General features: G+C 55.3%; 25 protein-coding genes. 11 read left to right on the plus strand and 14 right to left on the minus strand.

Features of this window, described 5'->3' with window-relative positions; genetic code table 11:
* Positions 1-97: 97 nt before the first annotated feature.
* The 3 genes from GA0061071_RS20085 to GA0061071_RS20095 are packed head-to-tail and all read left to right on the plus strand — an operon-like array spanning position 98 to position 2,093.
* On the plus strand, positions 98-505 hold the full coding sequence (locus GA0061071_RS20085; protein WP_061493125.1) for a DoxX family protein: 408 nt from the start codon (positions 98-100) through the stop codon (positions 503-505).
* Positions 506-515: 10 nt separating this feature from the next.
* Positions 516-1,472, plus strand: a complete 957-nt coding sequence (locus tag GA0061071_RS20090) for a glutathione S-transferase family protein (RefSeq protein WP_061493124.1) — start codon at positions 516-518, stop codon at positions 1,470-1,472.
* Between the two features lie 9 nt (positions 1,473-1,481).
* Positions 1,482-2,093, plus strand: coding sequence for an alpha/beta hydrolase (locus GA0061071_RS20095; protein WP_061493123.1), 612 nt, complete (start codon positions 1,482-1,484; stop codon positions 2,091-2,093).
* 32 nt (positions 2,094-2,125) lie between these two features.
* On the opposite strand, the gene GA0061071_RS20100 is transcribed toward GA0061071_RS20095, so the two are convergent.
* Positions 2,126-3,493 (minus strand): formimidoylglutamate deiminase, encoded by a 1,368-nt coding sequence (locus GA0061071_RS20100; protein ID WP_088238417.1) that lies wholly within the window; start codon positions 3,491-3,493, stop codon positions 2,126-2,128.
* 106 nt (positions 3,494-3,599) lie between these two features.
* On the opposite strand from GA0061071_RS20100, the gene hutC reads away from it, so the two are divergent.
* Both hutC and GA0061071_RS20110 read left to right on the plus strand, forming a co-directional pair.
* Positions 3,600-4,361, plus strand: coding sequence for a histidine utilization repressor (gene hutC / locus GA0061071_RS20105; RefSeq protein ID WP_061493121.1), 762 nt, complete (start codon positions 3,600-3,602; stop codon positions 4,359-4,361).
* Complete coding sequence (locus GA0061071_RS20110; RefSeq protein ID WP_061493120.1) at positions 4,358-4,927, plus strand: HutD/Ves family protein; 570 nt, start codon at positions 4,358-4,360, stop codon at positions 4,925-4,927. Before hutC ends, GA0061071_RS20110 begins: the two co-directional genes overlap by 4 nt.
* Before the next feature lie 3 nt (positions 4,928-4,930).
* Here the strand turns inward: GA0061071_RS20110 and GA0061071_RS20115 are convergent, their stop codons facing one another.
* From GA0061071_RS20115 to GA0061071_RS20135, 5 genes are read right to left on the minus strand one after another with little or no spacing between them, the layout of a single operon-like run.
* Complete coding sequence (locus tag GA0061071_RS20115; RefSeq protein ID WP_061493119.1) at positions 4,931-6,493, minus strand: HAL/PAL/TAL family ammonia-lyase; 1,563 nt, start codon at positions 6,491-6,493, stop codon at positions 4,931-4,933.
* A 14-nt stretch (positions 6,494-6,507) separates the two neighbouring features.
* Positions 6,508-7,392, minus strand: a complete 885-nt coding sequence (locus GA0061071_RS20120; RefSeq protein ID WP_088238418.1) for an ABC transporter substrate-binding protein — start codon at positions 7,390-7,392, stop codon at positions 6,508-6,510.
* A 33-nt stretch (positions 7,393-7,425) separates the two neighbouring features.
* A complete protein-coding gene (locus tag GA0061071_RS20125) occupies positions 7,426-8,106 on the minus strand; it encodes an ABC transporter permease (RefSeq protein WP_061493117.1) in 681 nt (226 codons plus the stop codon).
* A 3-nt stretch (positions 8,107-8,109) separates the two neighbouring features.
* Positions 8,110-8,754, minus strand: coding sequence for an ABC transporter permease (locus tag GA0061071_RS20130; RefSeq protein WP_061493116.1), 645 nt, complete (start codon positions 8,752-8,754; stop codon positions 8,110-8,112).
* Complete coding sequence (locus GA0061071_RS20135) at positions 8,751-9,848, minus strand: ABC transporter ATP-binding protein (protein WP_088238419.1); 1,098 nt, start codon at positions 9,846-9,848, stop codon at positions 8,751-8,753. Before GA0061071_RS20135 ends, GA0061071_RS20130 begins: the two co-directional genes overlap by 4 nt.
* A 474-nt stretch (positions 9,849-10,322) precedes the next feature.
* On the opposite strand from GA0061071_RS20135, the gene hutU reads away from it, so the two are divergent.
* The 3 genes from hutU to hutG are packed head-to-tail and all read left to right on the plus strand — an operon-like array spanning position 10,323 to position 14,052.
* Positions 10,323-12,002, plus strand: coding sequence for a urocanate hydratase (gene hutU / locus GA0061071_RS20140; protein WP_061493114.1), 1,680 nt, complete (start codon positions 10,323-10,325; stop codon positions 12,000-12,002).
* A gap of 48 nt (positions 12,003-12,050) precedes the next feature.
* Positions 12,051-13,259: an imidazolonepropionase gene (hutI, locus tag GA0061071_RS20145; RefSeq protein ID WP_088238420.1), complete on the plus strand. Its 1,209-nt coding sequence runs from the start codon at positions 12,051-12,053 to the stop codon at positions 13,257-13,259.
* Entirely contained in the window at positions 13,252-14,052 is an 801-nt protein-coding gene (hutG, locus tag GA0061071_RS20150; protein WP_088238421.1) for an N-formylglutamate deformylase, read from the plus strand. The genes hutI and hutG overlap by 8 nt, the downstream gene beginning before the upstream one ends.
* 38 nt (positions 14,053-14,090) lie before the next feature.
* Here the strand turns inward: hutG and parE are convergent, their stop codons facing one another.
* The 5 genes from parE to nudF are packed head-to-tail and all read right to left on the minus strand — an operon-like array spanning position 14,091 to position 18,503.
* On the minus strand, positions 14,091-15,983 hold the full coding sequence (parE, locus tag GA0061071_RS20155; protein WP_061493111.1) for a DNA topoisomerase IV subunit B: 1,893 nt from the start codon (positions 15,981-15,983) through the stop codon (positions 14,091-14,093).
* 41 nt (positions 15,984-16,024) lie between these two features.
* Positions 16,025-16,600 carry an esterase YqiA gene (yqiA, locus tag GA0061071_RS20160; protein WP_061493110.1) on the minus strand — a complete coding sequence of 192 codons (576 nt, stop codon included), beginning with the start codon at positions 16,598-16,600 and terminating at the stop codon, positions 16,025-16,027.
* Positions 16,600-17,427, minus strand: a complete 828-nt coding sequence (gene cpdA, locus GA0061071_RS20165) for a 3',5'-cyclic-AMP phosphodiesterase (RefSeq protein WP_061493109.1) — start codon at positions 17,425-17,427, stop codon at positions 16,600-16,602. Before cpdA ends, yqiA begins: the two co-directional genes overlap by 1 nt.
* A 24-nt stretch (positions 17,428-17,451) precedes the next feature.
* Positions 17,452-17,874 carry a DUF1249 family protein gene (locus GA0061071_RS20170; protein ID WP_061493108.1) on the minus strand — a complete coding sequence of 141 codons (423 nt, stop codon included), beginning with the start codon at positions 17,872-17,874 and terminating at the stop codon, positions 17,452-17,454.
* Positions 17,871-18,503 carry an ADP-ribose diphosphatase gene (gene nudF / locus GA0061071_RS20175; RefSeq protein ID WP_061493107.1) on the minus strand — a complete coding sequence of 211 codons (633 nt, stop codon included), beginning with the start codon at positions 18,501-18,503 and terminating at the stop codon, positions 17,871-17,873. The genes GA0061071_RS20170 and nudF overlap by 4 nt, the downstream gene beginning before the upstream one ends.
* A gap of 205 nt (positions 18,504-18,708) precedes the next feature.
* On the opposite strand from nudF, the gene tolC reads away from it, so the two are divergent.
* The 3 genes from tolC (at position 18,709) to GA0061071_RS20195 (ending at position 22,135) form a co-directional block, all read left to right on the plus strand.
* Positions 18,709-20,148: an outer membrane channel protein TolC gene (gene tolC / locus GA0061071_RS20180; RefSeq protein ID WP_088238422.1), complete on the plus strand. Its 1,440-nt coding sequence runs from the start codon at positions 18,709-18,711 to the stop codon at positions 20,146-20,148.
* 152 nt (positions 20,149-20,300) lie between these two features.
* A complete protein-coding gene (locus GA0061071_RS20190; protein ID WP_061493105.1) occupies positions 20,301-20,969 on the plus strand; it encodes a DUF1190 family protein in 669 nt (222 codons plus the stop codon).
* Positions 20,970-20,974: 5 nt separating this feature from the next.
* A complete protein-coding gene (locus GA0061071_RS20195; RefSeq protein WP_088238423.1) occupies positions 20,975-22,135 on the plus strand; it encodes a glutathionylspermidine synthase family protein in 1,161 nt (386 codons plus the stop codon).
* 38 nt (positions 22,136-22,173) lie between these two features.
* On the opposite strand, the gene GA0061071_RS20200 is transcribed toward GA0061071_RS20195, so the two are convergent.
* From GA0061071_RS20200 to GA0061071_RS20210, 3 genes are all read right to left on the minus strand, one after another.
* Positions 22,174-23,460: a TRAP transporter large permease gene (locus tag GA0061071_RS20200; RefSeq protein WP_061493103.1), complete on the minus strand. Its 1,287-nt coding sequence runs from the start codon at positions 23,458-23,460 to the stop codon at positions 22,174-22,176.
* 17 nt (positions 23,461-23,477) lie between these two features.
* Positions 23,478-23,987: a TRAP transporter small permease gene (locus GA0061071_RS20205; protein WP_088238424.1), complete on the minus strand. Its 510-nt coding sequence runs from the start codon at positions 23,985-23,987 to the stop codon at positions 23,478-23,480.
* A gap of 79 nt (positions 23,988-24,066) precedes the next feature.
* Entirely contained in the window at positions 24,067-25,044 is a 978-nt protein-coding gene (locus tag GA0061071_RS20210; RefSeq protein ID WP_088238425.1) for a TRAP transporter substrate-binding protein, read from the minus strand.
* Positions 25,045-25,426 lie beyond the last annotated feature (382 nt).

Raw genomic sequence — 25,426 nt, forward strand, 5'->3', positions numbered from 1 at the left:
CCATATTGGAAATAAACATACCTGTTCTGAGCGGATAATCATTGATATGGAAAGACTATACACTCCCCTCATCAACTGACCTGAGAGGAAGACCACCATGTTCGATCAACGCACGACCCCGTATGCTGCTCTGCTGATGCGCCTGGCGCTGGGTATTCTGTTTCTGGCGCATTTCAGCCTGAAATTTTTCGCGTTTACCCCGGCGGGCACGGCAAAATTCTTTGCGTCTCTGGGACTGCCAGGCTGGCTGGCCTACATCACGATGACTGTTGAACTGCTGGGAGCAATTGCCCTGATCCTCGGTGTCTACACCCGCATTGTGGCGATTGTGCTGATTCCTATCCTGCTTGGCGCTATTTTTACCGTACACGGTCCGGCGGGCTTCTTCTTCACAAACCCGAACGGTGGCTGGGAATTCCCGGCATTCTGGATCGTGGGTCTGCTGGTGCTGGCGTTAACCGGCGACGGTAAATTCGCACTGAAGCCCACCACACGACAGAGTTAACGGAGTTTATATGCTGATTGAGGGTAAATGGACAGCGGACTGGCATCCGGTACAGTCTACCGACGAGAAAGGTGGCTTTGTGCGCCAGACCTCCAGCTTTCGCCACTGGGTCACACCGGACGGGTCGGCTGGCGTCACCGGCGATGGTGGTTTTCAGGCCGAACCGGACCGTTATCACCTGTATGTGGCGCTGATCTGCCCGTGGGCGTCCCGTACGTTGATTGCGCGCAAACTGAAAGGGCTGGAAGCGGTCATCAGCGTGTCCGTGGTCGAACCCTGGCTGCTGGCCGAAGGCTGGCATTTTGGTGATTACCCCGGCGCTCATCGCGATACGCTCAATCAGGCGGAGTGGTTGCATCAACTTTACACCCGCGCCGACGCCCGATTTACCGGGCGCGCAACGGTGCCGGTGCTGTGGGACAAGAAAACCCACACCATCGTGAATAACGAGTCGGCCGATATTGTGCGCATGTTTAACAGTGGCTTTGGCGAGCTGGCAAACCAGACGCTCGATCTCTATCCGTTACCTCTGCGCGATGAGATCGACCGCCTGAACGCAGAGATCTACCCGAATCTCAACAATGGGGTTTATCGCGCCGGTTTTGCCACCACGCAGGTCAGTTATGAAGAAGCGGTCAGCGATGTGTTTACGCAACTGGATAAACTGGAAAGCCACCTTGCGCAGCGCACGTTTCTTTGCGGCGACCAGTTAACGGAAGCGGATATTCGCCTGTTCGTGACGCTGGTGCGCTTTGATGCCGCTTATCACGGGCTGTTTAAATGCAACCTGCGCAAACTCGCAGAATATCCCCATCTGGACCGCTATCTGCGCCAGATGCTGGCCTACCCCGGCATTCGCGAGACGGTAAATATCGATCACATTAAGCAGGGCTATTACTCCATCAAAGCCCTCAACCCTAACGGCATTGTCCCGCAGGGGCCGGATTTGAGCGCTTATGGGCTCTGACAGGACGCGATGATGAAAAAAATGATTGTGCTGTTACACGGTGTTGGCAGCCGCGGAGACGACTTGCGCGGCCTGGGGAAATACTGGTCGCAGACGCTGGGCGATGTGCTGGTGGCTTCGCCAGACGGGCCGTCGCACTTTGATATGGGACCGGGTTTCCAGTGGTTTAGCGTTAACGGCATCACCGAAGAAACGCGTGCCGGACGTATTGCGGATGCGCGCGCGGCATTCAATGCCACGATCAACGGGTTGCTCGAAAAGCATGATGTACAGCCAGGCAGAGACAAGCTGGTGCTGGCGGGCTTCTCTCAGGGAGCCATTATGTCGCTGGACGCGCTGGTTAATGGTCAATGGCCGCTGGCGGCGGTGGTCGCCTTTTCCGGTCGTCTCGCCTCCCCCCGGCCGTGGCAGCCTGCAAGCAATACACCGGTGTTACTGGTACACGGGATGAGCGATCCGGTGATCACCTGGAAAGAGAGTGAGCGCGCCGCCGCAGCCCTTGGGGACGCGGGTATCAATGCCGATACGTATTTTGAACCCGGCGTGCCGCATACCCTTACCGCCAATGGCGCGATGAAAGCCGCCAGTTTCCTGCAACCCCTGCTTAACCGTGTAGATTAACGCGTGACGGGATGCCGGACCGGCATCCCTGTTTACGCCACCAGTTGCTGCATGACCTGGATAAAGGCAGACGTCATGCGCGTTTCGTGCACATGCCGCCCCTCTTCAATCACCCAACGTCCTCCCACCATGACTCTTTTTATCGGGTTGGCCGCACAGGCAAAAATCCAGCGGTTCAGCCGTTCGCGATCGCCGGCAGTGGCCAGGAAAGGATCGCGGCTATCCAACAACAGCATATCGGCACGTTCGCCTGTCGCCAGTTGACCGATTGGCTGACCTAACGCCCTGCGCCCGCCCTGCAACGCCCCCTGATACAGCACATTACCGATATAAGGTTCGTCGGGCAGATGCAGAAGATTGCGCCGCCGCTGATTCAGGCGTTGACCGTACTCAAACCAGCGCAGATCTTCCGTAACGCTGACGCTAATATGGCTGTCGGAGCCAATTCCCCAGGCACCGCGCCGGGTAAGGTAATCCGCGCCGGGGAAAATACCGTCGCCAAGATTGGCCTCCGTGGTCAGACACAGACCCGCCACTGCACCGGATGCGGCCATCCTGCGCGTCTCTTCCGGCGTCACGTGCGTCGCATGGATCAGGCACCAGTGTTCATCCACCGGTTGATGGCGGTACAGCCACTCCACCGGGCGCAGCCCGGACCAGGCGACGCAGTCCTCCACCTCTTTTTGCTGTTCAGCGACATGAATATGTACTGGCTGTTTTTGCGGACTGGCCTCGAGTACCGTCTGCATCTGTTCCGGCGTCACCGCCCGCAGTGAATGGAAGCACAGCCCGGTACGCTGCATCGGTTCACTGGCAAGCTGTGCAGTAAGCGTTTCATGCAGCGCCAGATAGCCTTCGGTGTCATGAAGAAAACGGCGCTGCCCGGCAGAGGCTGCCTGCCCACCAAAGCCGGAATAACTATAGAGCACCGGCAGTAGCGTTAACCCGATGCCTGCGGTTTTAGCCGCCTGCGAAATACGCAGCGCCAGTTCTGCGGGGTGCGCGTAAGGTTTGCCACCGCGATCATGGTGTAAATAGTGAAACTCCGCCACAGAGGTATAACCGGCTTTCAGCATTTCGATATACAGATAGCTGGCAATCACTTCCAGTTGGTCCGGGCTGATTTTATCCACCAGCCGGTACATCAAGTCCCGCCATGTCCAGAAGCTGTCCGCCGGATCGCCCACCACTTCGGTCAATCCCGCCATGGCGCGCTGAAAGGCATGCGAGTGCAGATTTGGCATCCCCGGCACCAGAAAACCCGCCAGCCGGATGTCGTCATCACCTGGCTGACTGTCGCTTTCCAGCGCACTGATCATGCCCTGTGCTGAAACCGTGATCCTGACATTATTTGCCCAACCTTGCGGCAGCAATGCTTTTGCCGCGAAATAGACCGCCATATCCCCTCTCCGCGCAAACATTCACAAGATGTATATACATGTTTATATATATACATCTAATAGGGGGTAGAGTAAACTTTATCACTCATCAGGTGAGGATAGCGTAATGGCGCAAAGCGACGTGTTTAAAACAGTGGCTGAAGAAGGGCATCTGGATCAGCCCGCCCCTTTCTATGAAAGGGTAAAAAGCATGATCAAAACCAATGTTCACAGCGGCGTCTGGCCGGTCAATTTCCGCGTACCATCCGAAAGTGAACTGGTCAGCCAGTTCGGCTACAGCCGCATGACCATTAACCGCGCCCTGCGCGAGCTGACCGCCGAAGGTCTGCTGGTGCGTATGCAGGGCGTCGGCACTTTTGTCGCCGAAGTGCGTGGGCAATCTGCGTTGCTGGAAATCAATAACATCGCCGATGAGATTGTCAGCCGCGGTCATCGTCATCACGCCCGAGTGCTTGAACTCACCCAGTTGCATGCCGATGCCCAGCAAGCACTGGCATTTAACCTGCCAAAAGGCAGCCGTCTGTTCCACTCGTTGATCTGCCATTACGAAAACGGCGTACCGGTGATGCTGGAAGACCGATTGGTGAATGCGTTGATTGTGCCGGACTATCTACAGCAGGATTTTACCCGCATCACCCCGAACGCCTACCTCTCCTCCATCGCGCCGATTGTAGAAGGGGAACACATTATTGAAGCGGTCAACGTGCCCCGCACGGAGTGCGCGTATCTGGAAATTGATGAGCACACCCCTTGCTTACAGGTCAATCGCCGTACCTGGACCGGTCGGCAGGACAAAAAAATCGTCACCAGCGTGCGGCTGGTCTACCCAGGCCCACGCTACCGGCTGGAAGGAAGCATGCGCAAATGACCGTGCTGCTGTCCTACGCCGACTATGCAGAGATGCGCTGGAAAAACGGCCAGGGTGTTACCCGTGAAGTGTGTCGTTTTCCCGGAAGCGAAGCGTACGACTGGCGCGTATCGGTCGCCACCATTCGTGAGAACGGCGCATTCTCGCGTTTCTCTGGCTACCTGCGAAATATCAGCGTGCTGGAAGGCGACGGCATGTTCCTCACCCTCGACGGCCAACGCAGCGCACTGATCCCGCCTTTTCAGGCAACGGATTTTAACGGCGACAGTGACGCATACTGCGAGGTGGTCGGCGGGCCGCTGCTGGATTTCAACGTTATCTATAACCCGCAAACCACACAGGCTGCCGTTCGCTGGGCGTGCGATGGAGAGTGGGCGCATCCGCAAGGCACCCTGCTGCTGTTTAACGCCGGTGACGCACTGGATGTCGCCGTTAACGCACAATCATTTACCTTGCAGCATTACGACAGCTTGTTGATCGATGCCCCGGCGACCCTCGCAGTCAACGCAGGCGCAGACACGCATTTCGCCTGCGTAACACTCCTCTCCCGCTCATCGCGGCGCTGACGTTTACCCATTCTCCGCTTCGTCGTTAATCAGCGCACAAAGCTGGCGACTCAACTCACCGCTGGCAATCAGATCGCGAACAGCGTGCATATCCGGATAGAGCGCCGTATCCGTTTCACGAAACGCCACCCGCTTACGCACCTGCGCCAACGTTAACTCCGTGCCGACGGATGCCCGCAGCGGGCGGTGGAACTCAATCGCCTGACAGGCACATAGCAGTTCAATCGCCACAATATCCACCGCATTCGCTACCGCTTGCCGTGCCTTACGCGCCGCCGACACACCCATGCTGATATGATCTTCCTGCCCGGCGCAGGTCGATACCGTGTGCACGCTGGCGGGCGCAGCCAGACTACGGTTATCCCCGGCGAGCGCGGCTGCGACATAGGGCGGGATCATCATCCCGGAATTGGCACCGCTTTTGCCCACCAGAAACGCGGGCAGTCCACTGAGATGCACGTTGGTGATCCGGTCTGAGCGCGCCTGTGAGGCCGTGCTGAGTTGGGCAATCGCCACCGCCAGCGCATCCAGCGCCAGTGCCAGCGGCGCGCCATGCCCGTTCCCCCCCGGCAACGTCACCAGTTCATCCGCTTCAATTAAAAATACCGGGTTATCAGTAACCGCATTGAGTTCGGTGGTCACGATATGGCGGCAATGCGCCAGTTGATCGCGCACCGCACCGTGGATCTGCGGAATGCAACGCAGACTGAGCGCATCCTGTACCCGATGGTCGCGGTAGCGTTGAAGAATGTCGCTTCCCTGCAATAGGCGGCGCAAAATGCGCGCCGTTTCCTGTTGTCCGGCATGGGGGCGTAGCGCATGCAGTCGCGCATCGTAGCCGCGGGTGTTGCCTTTCAACGCTTCAAGGCACATGCCGCCCGCCATATCCGCGACCGGCAGCAACTGTTCAAAATCCCGCACCGCCAGGCAGGCCAGCGCGGTGATTTCGTATGTGCCACTGATCAGCGCATGCCCTTCACGCGGACCGGGAACACGGGGCGGGATCCCCGCCTTCGCCAGCGCATCGGCGGAAGGCAGCAACTGCCCCTGATACCAGCACTGCCCTTCGCCAAACAGGGATAAACCGATATGCGCGGTGGCAATCAGATAGCCAACGGAGCCGCCAGCCGGAGACCACGGAGTAACCTGCCGGTTCAGCATGAGTGCCATCCGCTGCGCCAGTTCCGCACTGACGCCGCTGCATCCTTGCAGCAACGATTTCAGCATCACCGCCATCATCGCCCGCACTTCCCGCACCGACAGATCTGCCCCCATGCCACAGGCATGGCTGCGCAGCATATTAAGTTGCATGCTGGCAATCTGATCCGCAGAGAGACGCTCGGTTACCAGATCTCCCACGCCGGTTGTCAGGCCATAGATCACGTCGCCACGGTTCATGGCGTTGTGGATATACCCGCTGACCGTATCCATGTACGACAGCGCATCAGGATCCAGCGCCACTGGTGCACCATCGGCAATACGCACCAGTTCATCAAGAGTCGTGGTGGCCCGGCCTAATGTCACCGCATCACGCTGTTGCGTGGAAGAAAAGGACGTTGTCGTCATCTTGCAGCCGTTCCTTACTTGCTCAGTTGGTGTTTAACCAGCCACTGGTGCGCCACATCATCAATGCTGGCGAACTCAGCAAGCTGTTCATTCATGGCAATCAGATCCTCGGTCGTCAATTGCGCGGAGATCGCATTCAGCGTGCTTTGAATGGTCGGGTTCAGCGTGGCGCTGGCGACAATAGGAACAATATTCTGTGCCGCAAACAGGTGTTTTGGATCATCAAGCGCCACCAGGTGATCTTTTTTGATCTCCGGCGTAGTGGAGGTGAGATCCGCGACCTGGATCTGGTTGTTTTTCAATGCGGTCAGCGTCAACGGACCGGCGACATCCAGCACTTTAAAGCTTTTGAAATTCAGGCCGTAGACCTCGCGCAGGCCGGGAACGCCTTCATGGCGGGTTTTCCACTCCGCCGGGCCGCCAAGCACCAGCTCACTGGCAATCGGCTTCAGGTCATCGATGGTTTTCAGTTTGTACTTGTCGGCGGTCTTTTTCGTCACCGCAAGCACATCACTGTTCTGCGCCGCAGAGGTGTTCAGCATGCTGACATTTTTTGGCAGTTTCGTGGCCAGCGCTGTTGCCACCTCTTCCGAGCTGTGCGCGGTATTTTTCGCATCCAGATAGCTCAGCAGCGCGCCGCTGTACTCCGGGATAACATTAATAGAGCCATCAAGCAGCGCCGGAATATAGACTTCGCGACTGCCAATATTGAGTTTTTTCTCTACCGGAACGTTCTGCGCTTCCAGCGCACCGGCGTAAATGGTCGCCAGTAACTGGTTTTCCGGGAAATCCGCCGAGCCGATAATGACTTTCTGACCGGCGTCCGCAGCCCAGACAGAAGAAGCGACAGACAGCAGTGCGGCACTGAGCAACATAAGAGAGCGTTTCTGAACATTCATCGTGTTAACCTTCTGTAATTAAAGGACTAAGCATCACTGGTTGTGGGTACGCCGGGAGATGCCTGGCGACACCACCACTTTCCCGACGAGCGAAAATAAGAGATCAATCATCAGTGCCAGCAGCGCGACGAGGATCGCGCCGGCAGTCATTTGTGCGAAATCATTCGCCGCCCTGCCATCGATAATCAGCCGCCCGAGACCGCCAAGCGACACATACGCCGCGATGGTAGCGGTAGAGACGATTTGCAACGCCGCGCTGCGAATCCCAGAGAGGATCAGCGGCGCAGCACAAGGTAATTCCACCTGCATCAGCACCTGAAACGGGGTCAGGCCAATGCCTTTCGCCGCATCATGCACACCGGGATCCACCGAGCGAATCCCCGCGTGTACGCCCAACGCCACCGGAGGCAACGCCAGAACCACCAGCACAATGATGCAAGGCAGTACAAAGGCCATATCCGATTCGAAATAGCCCGCCAGCAGGATCACCAACAAAATAATCAGACCAAACGAGGGCAGTGAGCGCAGTGCGTTCGTCATCCCCATCAGGAGCGCCTCCCCTTTACCGGTATGCCCGGTATAGCACCCCACCGGGAAAGCAATGGCGATCGCAAATGCCAGCGCCGCTGCGCTATAGCCCACATGCTGTAACAGCAGAGGCGCAATGCCGTCATCGCCGTACCAGTGGCTGGGATCGAAAAACCATTCAGACATTGCTCATCCCCTTTTAGGTTGCCAACGACTCAAGACGCGGGTTATCGCCACGACCAACGCATCAAGCACCAGGGCCAGCACGATACACAGCGCAATACCGGCGATAATTGGCGTGAGAAACTGCAACTGAAAACCCTGCGTAAACAGCGATCCCAGTTGCGGCGCGCCAATCAGCGCTGCCACGGAGACAATACTGACGTTGGACACCACGGCGACGCGCAGGCCCGCGCCAATCACCGGTACGGCAAGCGGCAGATCGATTTGCAGAAACTGTTGCAGCGGCGTGTAGCCCAGCGCAGAAGCAGACTGCCGGGTCTCGGTCGGGACCGAATCCAGCCCGTCGCACACCGTCCTGACCAACAATGCAAAGCTGTAAATCGTCAACGCCACCACCACGTTGAGCGGATCGAGGATTTGCGTATTCAGCAGCGGTGGCAACAGCACAAACAGCGCCAGCGACGGAATGGTGTATAGCAGGCCAAACAGATTGAGGATCATCGCTTTGACGCCCGGCAGGCTCTGCACCGCCCAGCCAACCGGCACGGCCAGTAGCAGCCCCATCATGATTGGCGTAATCGACAAGTAGCAGTGCCACAGCAACAGCGAGAGGATTCGGTCGCTCTGCGCCCACAGCCAGTCAAACCTCATAGCGCCTCCTGGGTCAGCGACTTACAGGCATCCAGCACCTTTTCCAGCGACAGCGATCCCACCGGTCGGTGTTGTTCGTCGACCACCACAGCGCGATGACAGGGTGAACTTAACGCCGAGTCCAGCAGTTGACGCAGCGTGCCGCCCTGCGGCGAAAAAGTGGCACCCAGATTGATGTTTTCCGGGGCAATAACCTCTACCTGCTGGTGGGTGTCGAACCAGCCGCAGGCTTTACCCTGCTGCGTGACCAATAACCAGCGTTGCGCACTGACGCCGCACGCTTGTGAAAGAGATGCGCCTATTTCAACGGCAGGTTCCGCCTGAAGGGCTGGCAATGGCCCGGAAGCGTGAAAACTGAGTTTGCGATAGCCACGATCGCGGCCGATAAAGTCCGCCACAAATTCGCTTTGTGGCGCATTCAGCAACTCTCCGGGGGTAGCCAGTTGCGCCAGCTTGCCGCCAGGTTTCAATACCGCGACACGGTCACCCAGCTTCATCGCTTCATCAATGTCGTGGGTGACCATGATAATGGTCTTGCTCACCGCCTTCTGAATGCGCAGAAACTCCTCCTGCAACTGTTCGCGCACCACCGGATCGACCGCACTGAAGGGTTCATCCATCAGCATAAATTCCGGGTCGGCAGCCAGCGCACGCGCCACACCAACGCGCTGTTGTTGACCGCCGGAGAGCTGCCAGGGGTAACGTTTTGCCAGTTGCGACGCCAGCCCAACCACCTCCAGTAGCTCCCCCGCTCTGGCTCTGGCTTTGCTTTTGGTCGCACCGTTAAGGATGGCGGTGGTGGCGATGTTATCGAGGATGGTTTTATGCGGAAACAGCCCGGCATTCTGGATGACGTAACCAATGCGCCGACGCAGTTGCACCACATCCATTTGCGCGGTGGATTCACCGTTCAGCAAAATGGTGCCGGAAGAGGGTTCCACCAGCCGGTTGATCATCCGTAATGAGGTGGTTTTTCCGCAGCCGGACGGCCCCACCAGTACGGTAATTTTCCCTCCCGGCGCAACCAGGTTCAGGCCGTCCACCACAACGGTGCCGTCGTCATAATGCTTGGTCACATTATTGAAAGTAATCATCGCTACGCCTTATGGTCATCATGTGCCGCCAAAGAACAGGGCCGGGTAACAGGCCGTATGTATATCCTTGTATGTACAACTTGCAAGCCATGTGCCATAACGCCATTGCAACCATCACCATTTCAAATAAAAAGCATAAAAACAAAGTATTAAATCAATAAAGCATTCAAGACCTGTGAAAAAAACATATATTCAACTGTGTTGCCGCCTGTACCCGGCGCTCTTTTTTTGCACCTGAATCGCTCACAAATCTCCTCATCTCGCACAATAACGGTGCATAAAAACAGCAACAAATCAGATTGATAAACGCACACCAATAAAGATTTCTTTTTAACATGCTGTTTTTACAAGTAAATAAATAAAATGATCAAAGTGGCACTGTATGTGCTTATCATGTATATACAAGATAATGCAAAATGACATCGCCATTTCAGCGAGCATTTATTCCGCTAGCAAACAGAGAAGGTAAACCGCATGAGTAGTGAACATTCCCGTTATCGTGATGTTGAAATCAGAGCGCCGCGCGGCACAACATTGAATGCAAAAAGCTGGCTGACGGAAGCCCCGCTGCGCATGCTGATGAATAATCTGGATCCTGATGTTGCGGAAAATCCCAAAGAGCTGGTGGTCTACGGGGGGATTGGTCGTGCGGCGCGCAACTGGGAGTGCTTCGATAAAATGGTTGAGGCGTTAAAACAGCTTAACGACGATGAAACGTTGCTGGTGCAGTCTGGTAAACCGGTGGGCGTGTTTAAAACCCATACGCATGCTCCCCGGGTGCTGATCGCCAACTCTAACCTTGTTCCTCATTGGGCGAACTGGGAACACTTTAATGAGCTGGATGCCAAAGGGCTGGCGATGTACGGGCAGATGACCGCCGGCTCCTGGATCTACATTGGCAGCCAGGGGATCGTACAGGGCACCTATGAAACCTTCGTGGAAGCGGGTCGCCAACACTATAACGGTTCACTGAGCGGGCGTTGGGTACTGACCGCGGGGCTAGGGGGTATGGGCGGCGCGCAGCCGCTGGCGGCCACGCTGGCTGGCGCCTGTTCACTGAACATTGAGTGCCAGCAGTCACGTATCGATTTCCGTCTGCGCACCGGCTATGTGGACGAGCAGGCAAGCGATCTGGATGATGCCCTGGCGCGTATCCATCGCTATACCCGCGAGGGCAAAGCGGTTTCCATTGCGCTGCACGGTAACGCAGCAGAGATATTGCCAGAGCTGGTTAAACGCGGTGTACGCCCGGACATCGTTACCGACCAAACCAGCGCCCACGATCCGCTGAACGGCTATCTGCCCATCGGCTGGCAGTGGGAAACCTACCGCGAACGCGCGAAGACAGAGCCTGCGCAGGTGATTCAGGCGGCAAAAGCCTCTATGGCGGAGCATGTGAAAGCGATGCTCGCCTTCCAACAGCAGGGGATTCCAACGTTTGATTATGGCAATAACATCCGCCAGATGGCGAAAGAGATGGGCGTCAATAATGCGTTCGATTTTCCCGGTTTCGTTCCCGCCTATATTCGCCCGCTGTTTTGCCGGGGGATCGGTCCGTTCCGTTGGGCAGCGTTGTCTGGCGATCCGCAAGATATCTATCGCACCGATGAAAAGGTGAAAGCACTGATTCCCGACGATGCGCACCTGCACCGCTGGCTGGATATGGCAAAAGAGCGCATCAGTTTCCAGGGCTTGCCGGCGCGTATCTGCTGGGTCGGTCTGGGGCAACGCGCGAAGCTGGGCCTGGCGTTTAACGAAATGGTCAGACGTGGTGAGGTTTCCGCACCGATTGTCATTGGCCGCGACCACCTCGATTCAGGTTCCGTCGCCAGCCCAAACCGGGAAACGGAGTCGATGAAAGATGGCTCTGACGCCGTTTCCGACTGGCCGTTGCTGAATGCACTGCTCAATACCGCCAGCGGCGCGACCTGGGTCTCTCTGCACCACGGCGGCGGGGTTGGCATGGGCTTTTCCCAACATTCCGGAATGGTGGTGGTGTGCGACGGCACGGATGAAGCCGCAGAGCGTATTGCCCGTGTGCTGCATAACGATCCGGCGACAGGCGTGATGCGACACGCGGATGCGGGCTACGATTCGGCCATTGCCTGTGCCAATGAGCACGGTCTCAACCTGCCAATGATTTCTGGGGCATGATTTAACGGCGCGGTAACCGCCGCGCACTATCATCACGGGAGAACGCTTATGCGTACTTTATGGCGCCATTGTCAGATTGCCACCATGGTGGATGGGCAATATAACCTGATAACCGGAGCCGCCATGCTGACCGATGGTTCGCAGATTGTATGGCTGGGCAAAGAGGGAACGCAGCCGGAAGGAGCGGTCAATGATGAAGTGGATCTGCAGGGGAATCTGGTTACCCCCGGGCTGATTGATTGCCACAGCCATAGTGTCTTTGGCGGCAATCGCAGCCAGGAGTTCGAGATGCGGCTTAACGGGGCGAGCTATGCGGAGATCGCGGCGGCGGGCGGCGGAATCATCAGTACCGTCAACGCCACCCGCCGCGCCGATCAACAGCAACTGCTGACCAGCGCGCGCAAACGCATCGACGCACTTCGCAAAGATGGCGTCACAGCGCTTGAAATCAAGTCCGGTTACGGCCTCAGCTTTGCCGATGAGCGTAAAATGTTGCAGGTGATCCGTATGCTGGCTGACGAAATGCCGTTGGCCCTCTTCAGCACCTGTCTTGCCGCACACGCGTTGCCAGCGGAGTATCAGCACCGTGCAGATGAGTACATCGACGACATCTGCCAGCGCTGGTTACCTGATTTGCACGCAGAAGGGCTGGTGGATGCGGTTGACGCCTTTTGCGAACATCTGGCTTTCTCTCCCGAACAAGTGGAGCGCCTATTCCGCACGGCGCAACAGCTGGGTTTACCAGTGAAATTGCATGCGGAGCAACTCTCACTGCTGCATGGCGCAGGGCTCGCTGCCCGCTATAACGCCCTTTCTGCCGATCATCTGGAATACTTGTGTGAAGAGGATATTGCGCTAATGGCGCAACACGGCACCACCGCTGTGCTGCTGCCGGGGGCGTTCTATTTTTTACGGGAGCAGCAACAGCCGCCTGTAGCGTTGTTACGTCAGTACCGGGTGCCGATAGCCATTTCCAGCGACCTGAATCCCGGCACCTCTCCGGTGTTATCCCTGCGATTGATGATGAACATGGCCTGCACCCTGTTCCGTCTGACGCCGGAAGAGGCGCTGGCGGGTGTGACCTGCCATGCTGCCCGCGCATTAGGCATCAGTGCGCATTGCGGTACGTTACAGGCCGGCAAAGAGGCCAGTTTTGTGGCGTGGGACGTCGAACATCCGGCGGAACTGAGCTACTGGTTGGGCGGCACGTTATCCAAACGGGTGATCTATAAGGGGGAGGAAGTCTGGCATGACTAACGGGTTCGAATTACATCAGGGTACGCTGCCGTTGCTGGTGAGTATGCCGCACCCTGGCACACAACTGACACCGGCGATCGCCGCCGCGCTGACGCCCCGTGCGCTGCGGCTGGAAGATACTGACTGGCATATTCCGCGGCTGTATCAGCCCATCCGTGCGCTGGGCGCAAGTGTGTTGAGCGCGAACTACTCCCGCTATGTGGTGGATTTAAACCGCCCGGCCGATGATAAACCGCTGTACAGTACTGCCACCACCGGCCTGTTTCCGGCCACGTTCTTTGACGGCGAACCGCTGTTCAACGCCGGACAAGAGCCGGATGAAGCGATGAAGGCCGCGATTTTGCAGCAACTGTGGCAGCCTTATCATCAGGCGCTGATGCAGGAACTGACAAGGCTGCGCGATACCTTCGGTTACGCCTTGTTGTGGGATGCACATTCGATCAAGTCGGTGGTGCCGCGCCTGTTCGACGGTAAGCTGCCGGATCTCAATTTTGGCACTGCCGATGGCGCAAGCTGCGCACCGGATCTGAGTGCCGCGTTGCTGGCGCGCTGTGAGGCATTTCCGCACTACACCAGGGTATTGAATGGCCGCTTTAAAGGCGGTTACATCACCCGCCACTATGGTGATCCGCAGCAGCATATTCATGCGGTGCAGCTTGAGGTCGCGCAATGTTGCTACATGGATGAAGAGCAATTTACCTGGTCAGAAGAGAAGAGCGAGCGGTTCCGCGAGTTACTGATCGCGCTGATCAACACCGCGCTGGAGTGGGGTGAACGGCACCTGCGCCGCTAAGTAAAAAGGGATGCTGCGCGCATCCCTTTTTTTGTGCATCAGGCTTCGATATCCGCCATATCGCCTTTTTCCTGCAACCAGTTACGCCGGTCTTCCGAGCGCTTTTTGGCCAGCAGCATATCCATGGTCGCGTTGGTTTGCTGCTCATCTTCATCACTGATAATAAGCTGCACCAGGCGGCGGGTATTCGGATCAAGCGTCGTTTCACGCAACTGCATCGGGTTCATTTCGCCCAGCCCTTTAAAGCGCTGCACATTCGGTTTGCCCTTTTTGCGTTTTAACTGCTCCAGCACGCCAGTTTTTTCCTCTTCCGTCAGCGCGTAATAGACCTCTTTACCGAGATCGATACGGTACAGCGGCGGCAGCGCCACATGAACGTGACCGTTTTTCACCAACGCGCGGAAGTGTTTGACAAACAGCGCACACAGCAGTGTGGCAATGTGTAAACCGTCGGAATCCGCATCCGCGAGGATACAGATCTTGCCGTAGCGCAACTGGCTGAGATCGTCGCTGTCCGGATCGATGCCGATCGCCACCGAAATATCGTGGACTTCCTGGGAGGCGAGAACCTCATCGGAAGAGACTTCCCATGTGTTCAGGATCTTCCCTTTCAGCGGCATGATCGCCTGATACTCACGATCGCGCGCCTGTTTGGCGGATCCGCCTGCGGAATCCCCCTCCACCAGGAACAGTTCAGTACGGCTCAGGTCCTGCGCAGTACAGTCTGCCAGCTTGCCCGGTAACGCCGGACCGCTGGTGAGTTTCTTACGCACCACTTTTTTGGCTGCACGCATACGGCGCTGCGCGCTGGAGATCGCCATTTCCGCCAGCAGTTCAGCCAGCTGGATATTCTGGTTCAGCCACAGGCTGAATGCGTCTTTCACCACGCCGGAAACAAACGCGGCGCACTGACGGGACGACAAACGCTCTTTGGTCTGCCCGGCAAACTGCGGATCCTGCATTTTTACAGACAGCACATACGCACAACGATCCCAGATATCTTCAGCGGAGAGCTTCACGCCGCGCGGCAGAATATTGCGGTATTCGCAGAACTCACGCATAGCGTCCAGCAACCCCTGACGCAAGCCGTTAACGTGCGTGCCGCCCTGCATGGTTGGGATGAGGTTAACGTAGCTTTCCGTTAGCAGTTCACCGCCTTCCGGCAGCCACAGCAGCGCCCAGTCCACCGCTTCTGTCTCTGCGGAGAAGGTGCCAATAAAGGGTTTTTCCGGCAGCGTAGGCAGGCCGTTAACCGCCTCGCTCAGGTAGTCGTTGAGACCATCCTGGTAACACCAGCGCTGCTCCGCGTTGTTCACTTCATCTTTGAAGGTGATTTCCACGCCCGGACAGAGCACCGCTTTCGCCTTCAGTAAATGCGTCAGGCGGGAGACAGAGAAACGCGGGCTATCGAAGAAAGATTCATCCGGCCAGAAGTGGACGCTGGTACCGGTGTTGCGTTTGCCGCAAGTGCCGATAACCTGCAAATCCTGCACTTTTTCGCCGTTTTCAAAGGCGATGCTGTAGACTTGCCCATCACGCCTGACGGTGACTTCTACACGGCGGGACAGGGCGTTTACCACTGAAATTCCGACACCGTGCAAGCCACCGGAGAACTGGTAGTTTTTATTGGAGAATTTACCGCCCGCGTGCAGACGGCAGAGGATCAGTTCAACTGCCGGAACCCCCTCTTCCGGGTGGATATCCACCGGCATGCCGCGCCCGTCGTCGATAACTTCCAGCGACTGATCCGCATGCAGGATCACGTCCACACGCTTGGCGTGGCCCGCCAGCGCTTCATCCACGCTGTTATCAATAACTTCCTGACCCAGATGGTTAGGGCGTGTGGTATCGGTGTACATCCCCGGACGGCGGCGAACCGGCTCAAGCCCGGTGAGTACCTCTATGGCATCAGCATTATAGGATTGCGTCATGGTTTGTTCGTAGATAGTGACCGCATCGTTTCCTGGTGAGCTCAACACAGCCCAAGGAACTCGATAATCTGTGTGAAATGATTCTCAAAGCCTACAAAGGCATGGTTTCCGCCCTCTTCCACAGTCTGGCGGCATGCGTCGTAATATGCCACAGCCTGGCGGTAATCCAGCACTTCGTCCCCGGTTTGTTGCAGCAACCAGATAAGATCCGGCGCTTCGAGCGGGTCAACTTGCATCACTTTGAGCTCGTAAATATGGCGAGACTCTAGCACATATTGTTGCCCCGTGTAGGGGTTCTCGTTATTACCGAGGAAATCCGCCAGCAATTCAAAGGGCCGCACCGCCGGATTAACCACGACCGCGGGCAACATAAAACATTGCGAAAGCCAGGTCGCAAAATAGCCGCCCAGCGACGAACCTACTATACCAAGCTGTTTTCCGCCCTGCGCCATCACCAGTGATTCAACCAGTTCCGCCGCCGCGGCAGGATAAGGCGGCAATTGCGGCACAATAATGTCAATCTCGGGATGGTTTTGCGCCAGCCACTGCGAAAGCTGCGTCGCCTTGGCAGAACGCGGCGAGCTGTTAAAGCCATGCAGATAGAGAAGCGTAGACATCAGTATCCTTCCGACGCCGTGTCCGGACTGAATTTCGTGCTTTGCAGGCGGCAAACTTCCGTGTGCAGGGTGCCGTCGGCGTGCAGGTCCAGCCAGCGCCAACCTGGCGCGATGGTATCGAGCGTGAAATTAGCGCAGTGCGGCTTGAACTGAACGCAGGTTGATGGCGTCGCCAGCAGGCGGCGGCCATTCCAGTCGAGATCCAGCTCCTGATGAATATGCCCGCACAGCAGATGCCGTACTTTCGGGAAACGCTGCAATACGTTGTTAAGCTCACCGGCATTGCGCAGGCTGTGCTGATCGAGCCAGCTACACCCTGACGGCAACGGATGATGATGCAGTAGCAGCAAGGTGTGCCGATCCGGACTGGCGGCAAGCTTTTGCTCAAGCCAGTCAAGTTGGAACTCACTTAGCTCACCGTGCGGAACGCCGAACACCTGGCTGTCGAGCAGCAGGATTTGCCAGCTATCACCAACGAAAACACGTTTCGCCGGGGAAATCCCCGCTTCTTGCAGCGCGCTGTACATCGCAGGTTGAAAATCGTGGTTTCCCGGCAGCCAGACGCAGGGCACGTTAAAGCTTGCGATGCCTTCAGCAAAGTGCTGATAAGCCGCAGCGGTATGATCCTGCGCCAGGTCGCCGGTGGCGACAATAAGATCGCATCCGCGCTGTTGAGCTTTAATCGCGTCCAGTACCGCCTGGTAGCTCTCCCAGGTATTCACCCCTAACAGCGTTTCATGCTTTTCGGCAAACAGGTGAGAGTCGGTAATTTGTAATATCCTGACCCTGGCCTCACCAGCCAGAGAAAGGTTTAACAGGCTTTCCAAATGGTGTCCTTAGGTTTCACTACGCTAACAAACCGGAATCGCCATTGCTCCATGTGCTAAACAGTAACGTAGCCAGTCGGCCAGAAACTGATTAATTTGATGCTTTTCGTCGCGTTGATGCAACTTTTTATTCGGATAATCATAACGTGCTTTAAAGCGAAAGATCTGCTGGCTCGAACACACTTCAGCCACCATGGCGTCATGGTAGAGGCGCACCGTCATTGAAGGCAGGCTCCAGTAGCTCACGGCAGGCACCGTCTGTTCAATTTCCACCAGCGTAGTGTAGCGGGTGGATTCGACTATCGTTAACCGGTATTGCGCGTTGGTCACCTGATAGCTTACCGCTTCGCCCGCTGCATCATTACGCGGCAACAGGCGGCGCAACTGGGCGAAATTGGTCTCGCACAGGCGCATCATTTCAGGAAAGTCAGGTGTGTAACGCTTCATTTTTTCCACTCGTTTTTTAAGCTCTCATGATGCAGTTGCAGCCATTGCAAGGCGATGACAGACGCTGCGTTGTCAATTTTCCCCTCTTCTACCCACTGGTAAGCCTGCTCCCGGCTCACCACCTGAACACGAATATCTTCGTTTTCATCCACCAGACCATGGATCCCTGCGGCCTGCGTGGCGTCCACTTCGCCAACCATTACAGATGAGCGCTCGCTGGTGCCGCCAGGGCTTGCCAGATAACTCAATACTTTTTTCACGCGTCCAACGTGCAAGCCCGCTTCTTCTATCGCTTCGCGGCGCGCGACGTCTTCATCAGTTTCGCCTTCTTCGATCATTCCGGCGATCATTTCCAGCAACCACGGGGTTTCGCTGGTGTCGATTGCGGCAATGCGGATCTGTTCAATCAGCACCACTTCGTCGCGCACTGGGTCAAAGGGTAGCAAGACTGCGGCGTGGCCGCGTTCAAAAATTTCACGGCGCACTTCACCGCTCATTCCGCCATTAAATAAACGGTGGCGAAAACGGTATAATTCAAGCGAAAAAAAACCGCTGTAGAGCGTTTCCCGTGCAATAATTTCTACATCGTTTTTTGTGAAAGTCACTGCAGATGATGTTGACTGACTCATTGGCGGTATCTCATGAAAAATAATGATCAAACTGTGGATTTCAAGCCTGTTTAGCGAACGTTTCAAGCGCTATGTGATAGATTGGGGCAAATTTCCGTCAATGGCACGTTACGCCAAGCTTTAGCGCCACTAATCTCTGGTAGAATCGGCGAATATTTTTCCAATTTAGACCAGCGCTAGTACTGCTTCACAACAAGGAATGCAAATGAAGAAATTGCTCCCCCTCCTTATCGGCCTGAGTTTGACCGGTTTCAGCGCCATGAGCCAGGCAGAAAACCTGCTGCAGGTTTACCAGCAGGCGCGTTTAAGCAACCCCGATCTCCGCAAATCCGCAGCCGATCGCGATGCGGCTTTTGAAAAGATCAACCAAGCGCGCAGCCCATTACTGCCGCAGCTCGGTTTGGGTGCAGATTACACTTACAGCAACGGCTATCGTGACAGCAAGGGTGTGAACTCAAACGTCACCAGCGCCTCTCTCCAGTTAACGCAAACCATTTTTGATATGTCGAAATGGCGCGCACTGACCTTACAGGAAAAAGCAGCGGGTATTCAGGATGTCACCTGGCAGACTGACCAACAAACGCTGATCCTGAACACGGCTACCGCTTATTTTAACGTGTTAAGCGCCATTGATACGCTTTCCTACACTGAAGCGCAGAAACAGTCGATCTACCGTCAGTTGGATCAAACCACCCAGCGTTTTAACGTCGGCCTGGTGGCAATCACCGACGTGCAAAACGCCCGTTCGCAATACGATACCGTACTGGCTAACGAAGTGACCGCCCGTAATAACCTCGATAATGCGATTGAATCGCTGCGTCAGGTGACCGGCAACGAATACCCGGAACTGGCATCGCTGAACATCGATAACTTCAAAACGGAAAAACCACAACCGGTTAACGCCTTGCTGAAAGAAGCGGAAAGCCGCAACTTGTCGCTGTTGCAGGCGCGTCTGAATCAGGATCTGGCTCGTGAGCAGATCCGCCAGGCGCAAGATGGCCATCTGCCGACGCTGGATTTAACCGCCTCAACCGGCGTGTCGAATACCTCTTACAGTGGCTCAAAAACCAATAACAGCGCGCAGTATAACGATAATGACGCTGGCCAGAACAAAGTCGGCCTGAGCTTCTCTCTGCCGCTGTATCAGGGTGGTCAGGTGAACTCGCAGGTGAAACAGGCGCAATACAACTTTGTGGGCTCCAGTGAGCAACTGGAAAGCACACACCGTTCCGTTGTGCAGACCGTGCGTTCCTCGTTCAACAACGTGAATGCCTCCATTAGCAGCATCAACGCTTACAAACAAGCGGTGGTGTCCGCCCAGAGTTCTCTGGATGCAATGGAAGCCGGTTACTCCGTGGGTACACGCACCATTGTGGATGTGCTGAATGCGACCACCACGCTGTATAACGCCAAACAGCAGCTTTCCAGCGCGCGTTATAACTACCTGATCAACCAGCTTAATATTAAGTCTGCGCTGGGTTCGTTGAACGAACAGGATCTGGTTGCACTCAACAACACCTTGGGTAAATCCATTTCCACTTCACCGGAAAGCGTCGCGCCGGAAAACGCGCAGCAGGCTGCCGCCGTTGATAACTTTAACGGTAACGCACAACCTGCCGCCATGCGCACCAGCGCTAAGCGTTAATCGCTGTTTTCTTCGCTTTTCCACAACGGGGGCACACAGCCCCCGTTTTTACGTAAGGCAACGTAAAGGCCTCCCCTCCTTGCTTTCACTTCCCCCCCTCATCCTCTATCCTGATCGTCTGTTTATGCCTTTGGGTCCACAGGAAGATAAAAATGAAACGGACAAAAAACATTCAACATGCGACGTTCCGCAAAAGCTGGGGCGCACGTCATCTGACACCGGTTGCGCTGGCAGTCACCGCCGTGTTTATGCTGGCGGGCTGTGAGAAAAGCGACGAAACGGTTTCTCTGTACCAAAATGCCGATGATTGCTCGTCGGCGAATCCGGGTAAAAGTGCCGAGTGCACCACGGCCTACAATAATGCCCTGAAAGAAGCAGAACGCACCGCGCCGAAATATGCCACGCGCGAAGATTGCGTCGCCGAATTTGGTGAAGGTCAATGCCAGAAAACACCGGTACAGGCCGGCACCGCGCCAGAAAACCAGGCACAAGCGCAGTCCAGCGGCAGCTTCTGGATGCCGCTGATGGCGGGTTATATGATGGGCCGCCTGATGGGCGGTGGCGCGGGGTTTGCTCAGCAACCGTTGTTCAGTTCACGCAACCCGGCAAGTCCGGCTTACGGTCAGTACACCGACGCATCCGGTAAAGGTTACGGCGCAGCACAGCCGGGCCGTACCATGACCGTGCCGAAAACCGCAATGGCGCCTAAACCGGCGACCACCACCACCGTGACGCGCGGCGGTTTTGGCGAATCGGTTGCGAAGCAGAACACCATGCAGCGTCGCGTTAGCGGCACGCCAACCCGTTCAATGGGTGGCTGATCGTCATGGAAAGAGTCACCATTACCGAGCGCCCGGACTGGCGCGAAAAAGCCACCGAATACGGTTTCAATTTTCATACCATGTATGGCGAACCCTACTGGTGTGAAGAGGCGTATTACAAGCTGACGCTTGCCCAGGTCGAGAAGCTCGAAGACGTGACCGCAGAGCTGCACCAGATGTGCCTGAAAGTGGTGGAAAAGGTCGTTGCCAGCGATGCGCTGATGGCGAAGTTCCGCATTCCGAAGCACACCTGGGGTTTTGTGCGTCAGTCATGGGCCACGCGCCAGCCATCGCTCTATTCACGCCTGGATTTGGCTTGGGATGGCGTGAATGAACCCAAGCTGCTGGAAAATAACGCCGATACGCCAACATCTTTATACGAAGCGTCGTTTTTTCAGTGGATCTGGCTGGAAGATCAGCTCAATGCCGGGTTGTTACCGGAAGGCAGCGATCAATTTAACAGCCTGCAGGAAAAGCTGATTGCGCGTTTTGCAGAGCTGCGTGAGCAGCACGGCTTCCAGTTGCTGCATTTCACCTGCTGTCGCGATACCGTTGAAGATCGCGGTACAGTGCAGTATTTGCAGGATTGCGCAGCAGAAGCGGAGCTGGCAACGGATTTTCTCTATATTGAGGATATTGGCCTCGGGGAAAAAGGCCAGTTCAGCGATCTGCAGGATCAGGTTATTGGCAATCTCTTCAAGCTCTATCCGTGGGAATTTATGCTGCGTGAAGTCTTCTCCACCAAGCTGGAAGACGCGGGTGTACGCTGGCTGGAACCGGCATGGAAGAGCATTATTTCCAACAAAGCGCTGTTGCCGATGTTATGGGCAATGTTCCCGGATCATCCGAATCTGCTGCCCGCGTATTTCGCTGAAGATCCGCACCCGGAAATGGAAAAATACGTCGTTAAGCCAATTTTCTCCCGCGAAGGCGCTAATGTGTCAATTATTGAGAATGGCAAAACGCTGGAATCCGTTGAAGGCCCCTACGGCGAAGAGGGAATGATTGTGCAGCAGTTCTGTCCGCTGCCGAAATTTGGCGACAGCTATACCCTGATTGGCAGCTGGCTTATTAACGATCAGCCTGCCGGGATTGGCATCCGTGAAGACCGCGCGCTGATCACCCAGGATCTGTCGCGTTTTTATCCCCATATCTTTGTTGAATAAGCGAAAACCCGGCCATCCGCGCCGGGTTTTTTATTCCCTCACATCACACCAAACAGCGTCGGCAGAAAGAGTGAGATCGCCGGAATATAGGTCACCAACATCAGCACAACAAACAGAACGGCATAGAACGGCAGCATGGCTCTCACCACCTGCTCAATCTTCTGTTTACTCACCGCGCTTGCCACGAACAGTACCGATCCAACGGGTGGCGTAATCAGCCCGATCCCAAGGTTAACTAACATGATCATGCCGAAATGCACCGGATCAATGCCCAACGCATTCGTCACTGGCAACAGTACTGGCGTGAGGATAAGGATCAGCGGTGCCATATCCATCAATGTACCCAGCAGCAACAGCATGATGTTAATGCACATCAGGATCACATACTTGTTATCGGAGATGCTGGTAAAGGCTTCCGTGATCCGCCCCGGCAGTTGCATATAGGTCATTACGGCACCAAACGCCGCGGCAAACCCGATCAGGATCATCACAATGGTCACCGTCTTTACAGTGCGGTACATCAGCCTGGGCAGTTCTGACCATTTGTAATCACGGTAGATAAACATGGTGACGAAAAATGCCCATAAGCAGGCGATCGCCGCCGATTCTGTGGCGGTAAAGATCCCGGAGAGGATCCCGCCCATAATGATCACCACCGTCATCAGACCCCAGAGCGTATCCGCAAATATCTTTAACGCCTGGCGAAACGGCACGCGTTCCCCTTTTGGGTAACCACGTTTATGCGCAAAGGCCACGCACATCACCATCAGGGTAAAGCTCAGCAGTAATCCAGGCAGGATCCCGGCAATGAAGAGCGCCGCAATGGAGACCGTGCCGCCCGTTGCCAGTGAGTAGATCACTGAGTTGTGGCTGGGCGGCGTTAAAATCGCCTGCACCGATCCGCTGGCTGTCACCGCGGCGGCAAAATCCCGCGGGTAGCCTTTTTTGTCCATCTCCGGGATCATCACCGAACCAATTGAGGCGGTATCCGCCACCGACGATCCGGAAATGGCACCAAAAAATGTTGAGGCCACGATATTTACCAGCGACAGACCGCCGCGAATAAAACCGACAAAGATATAAGCGAAATTCACGAGCCGACGGGCAATACCGCCTTCGGCCATGATCGCCCCCGCCAGAATAAAGAACGGGATCGCCAGCAGTGAGAATTTGTTGACGCCATTGGTTAGCTGGATCATCACCGCTTCCAGAGGAATATCGATATACCACGCCCCCAGTACTGCGCTGATCCCAACGGCGTATGCCACCGGAACGCCCACCGCCAGCATAATGGCTAACGTAAAGACAAGAATAAATGCATCCATAAACTTTCCTTACCGGATCAGCTCGACGAACCCAGCAGTACCACCTGGCGGTGGTACTGCGCGCCAAAAAGCATCTTCTCGATAATAAACAGGAGAGTAATCGCCGAACCGACAGGAAGCGGCAGGTAGCTCTCACCTGCGGTGAACAGCGGGAATTCCGCCACCGGCTGTTCCCACAACTCCGCACACAACGCGCTGCTATACCAGAGAATAAACAGGCTGATAGCCATCAACATCAGATCCGCCACAATGAAGCAGGCTTTGCGCGCAGGTTCGCTCAGGCGATCCGTTACCATGCTGACAGCGATATGCGACCCCGCACGGTAACTCACGGCTGCACCGACGAAGGTAAACGTCACCATGCAGATAATGGCCACTGGTTCCGGCCAGGACAACGCACTGTTCATCACATAGCGGGCAAAAATCCCCACAGGAATAATGGCAACCATAATTAACAGCGCCAGCCCTGCAACCCACATTGAAACCCGGTAAAGAATATCCATCAATATCGAATAGCGTTCACCCATAATTGTTTCCCCGGAGAAGATTGAAAACAGCAATACGGAAACACGTTATTTGGGCAAGGCCGCCCCTGCCCGTTAAACGTTATTGCACTTGCTGAATCCGGGCAATTAAATCCTGGTGTTCTTTTCCATATTTATCGCGAACCGGTTGAGTGGCTTTATAAAAGACGGCGGTATCGATATCGTGAAATTTCACACCTCCGGCTTTCATCGCCTCCAGGGATTTTTCATTATACGTTTTCCACAATGCCCGCTGCTCAACCTGGGCCTCTTTCGCCAGTTTAAGAATTAATTCCTGATCCTCTTTTTTCAATTTATCCCATTTCGGTTTAGAGAATAAAAACAGCTCCGGAATAATAAAGTGTTTGCTCCAGGTGTAATTTTTGACAACCGGAAGATAATTATGCGCAACAAAAGTCGGTGGGTTGTTTTCCGTACCATCAATCACCCCGGTCTGCATACCGCTAAACACTTCGCTCACCCCCATAGCCACGGAGTTCGCCCCCATTGCCTTCAGCGTATCGAGTGCGATTGGACTGCCCTGAACACGGATCTTCATTCCTTTTAGATCCTCAGCATTGTTTACCGGCGCTTTGGTGATTAAATTACGCGTACCGGCATCCATCCAGCCAAGAAAGATCAATCGGGATTTACTGCTGTCAGACAAACGACCACCAATTTCCTGGCCAATCATCCCATCGAGCACTTTGTGCATATGATCTTCATCGCGGAAAATATAGGGCAGCGTAAAGACATTAATCTCGGGGAGTATCGCCGCCACCGGCGTCATCGATACGCGAATAATATCAATTGCGCCAATCTGCGCTTGTTCAATCACCTGTTTTTCGTCACCTAATACGCCGCCAGGAAACGTTTTAATATCCAGTCGTCCGTTTGTCGCTGCGCTTAACTTCTCTCCCATATGCTTAACAGCAACAACATTAGGATAGTCAGCAGGATGGACGTCAGCTGCGCGGAAGGTCTGAGCTAAAGAGGCGTGGGAGATAAACAACAGAGCGGAACTAATACATACTTTCAGTAAGGTTTTTGCTGAGTTCATATTTCCGTGTCTCCAGAGGGTCTGATTTTTAGAAAAAAAGGTCGACCGCGAACAAGGCGTTCGTGGTATTACGGTAAACGTTTTTATGGGTATATCTGAGACAGTAGACACTCTGAAGAGTAGTCACTCGATGGCGTTATTGCGACGATGCTGTTCACAAAAAATTGCTAAATTCAGCACAGCGTTTCATTTTTGCAGCGAACATCTTTTTATTTTCAAAAAAACGGCATTTCAGTATCCGTTTTTTGAGATCCACCTCGTATTTCTCTACTTTCGGGATGAAAGCAAAAGTAAAAGACCACCTTCTTAGAAGGTGGCTTTTGAGAATGCCCCCTGTAAGGGGGGCTATTGTCACTTTCCGCTTACTACTCTAGCAATTCCA

It is taken from the genome of Kosakonia oryzendophytica, assembly GCF_900094925.1.
GTDB lineage: Bacteria > Pseudomonadota > Gammaproteobacteria > Enterobacterales > Enterobacteriaceae > Kosakonia > Kosakonia oryzendophytica.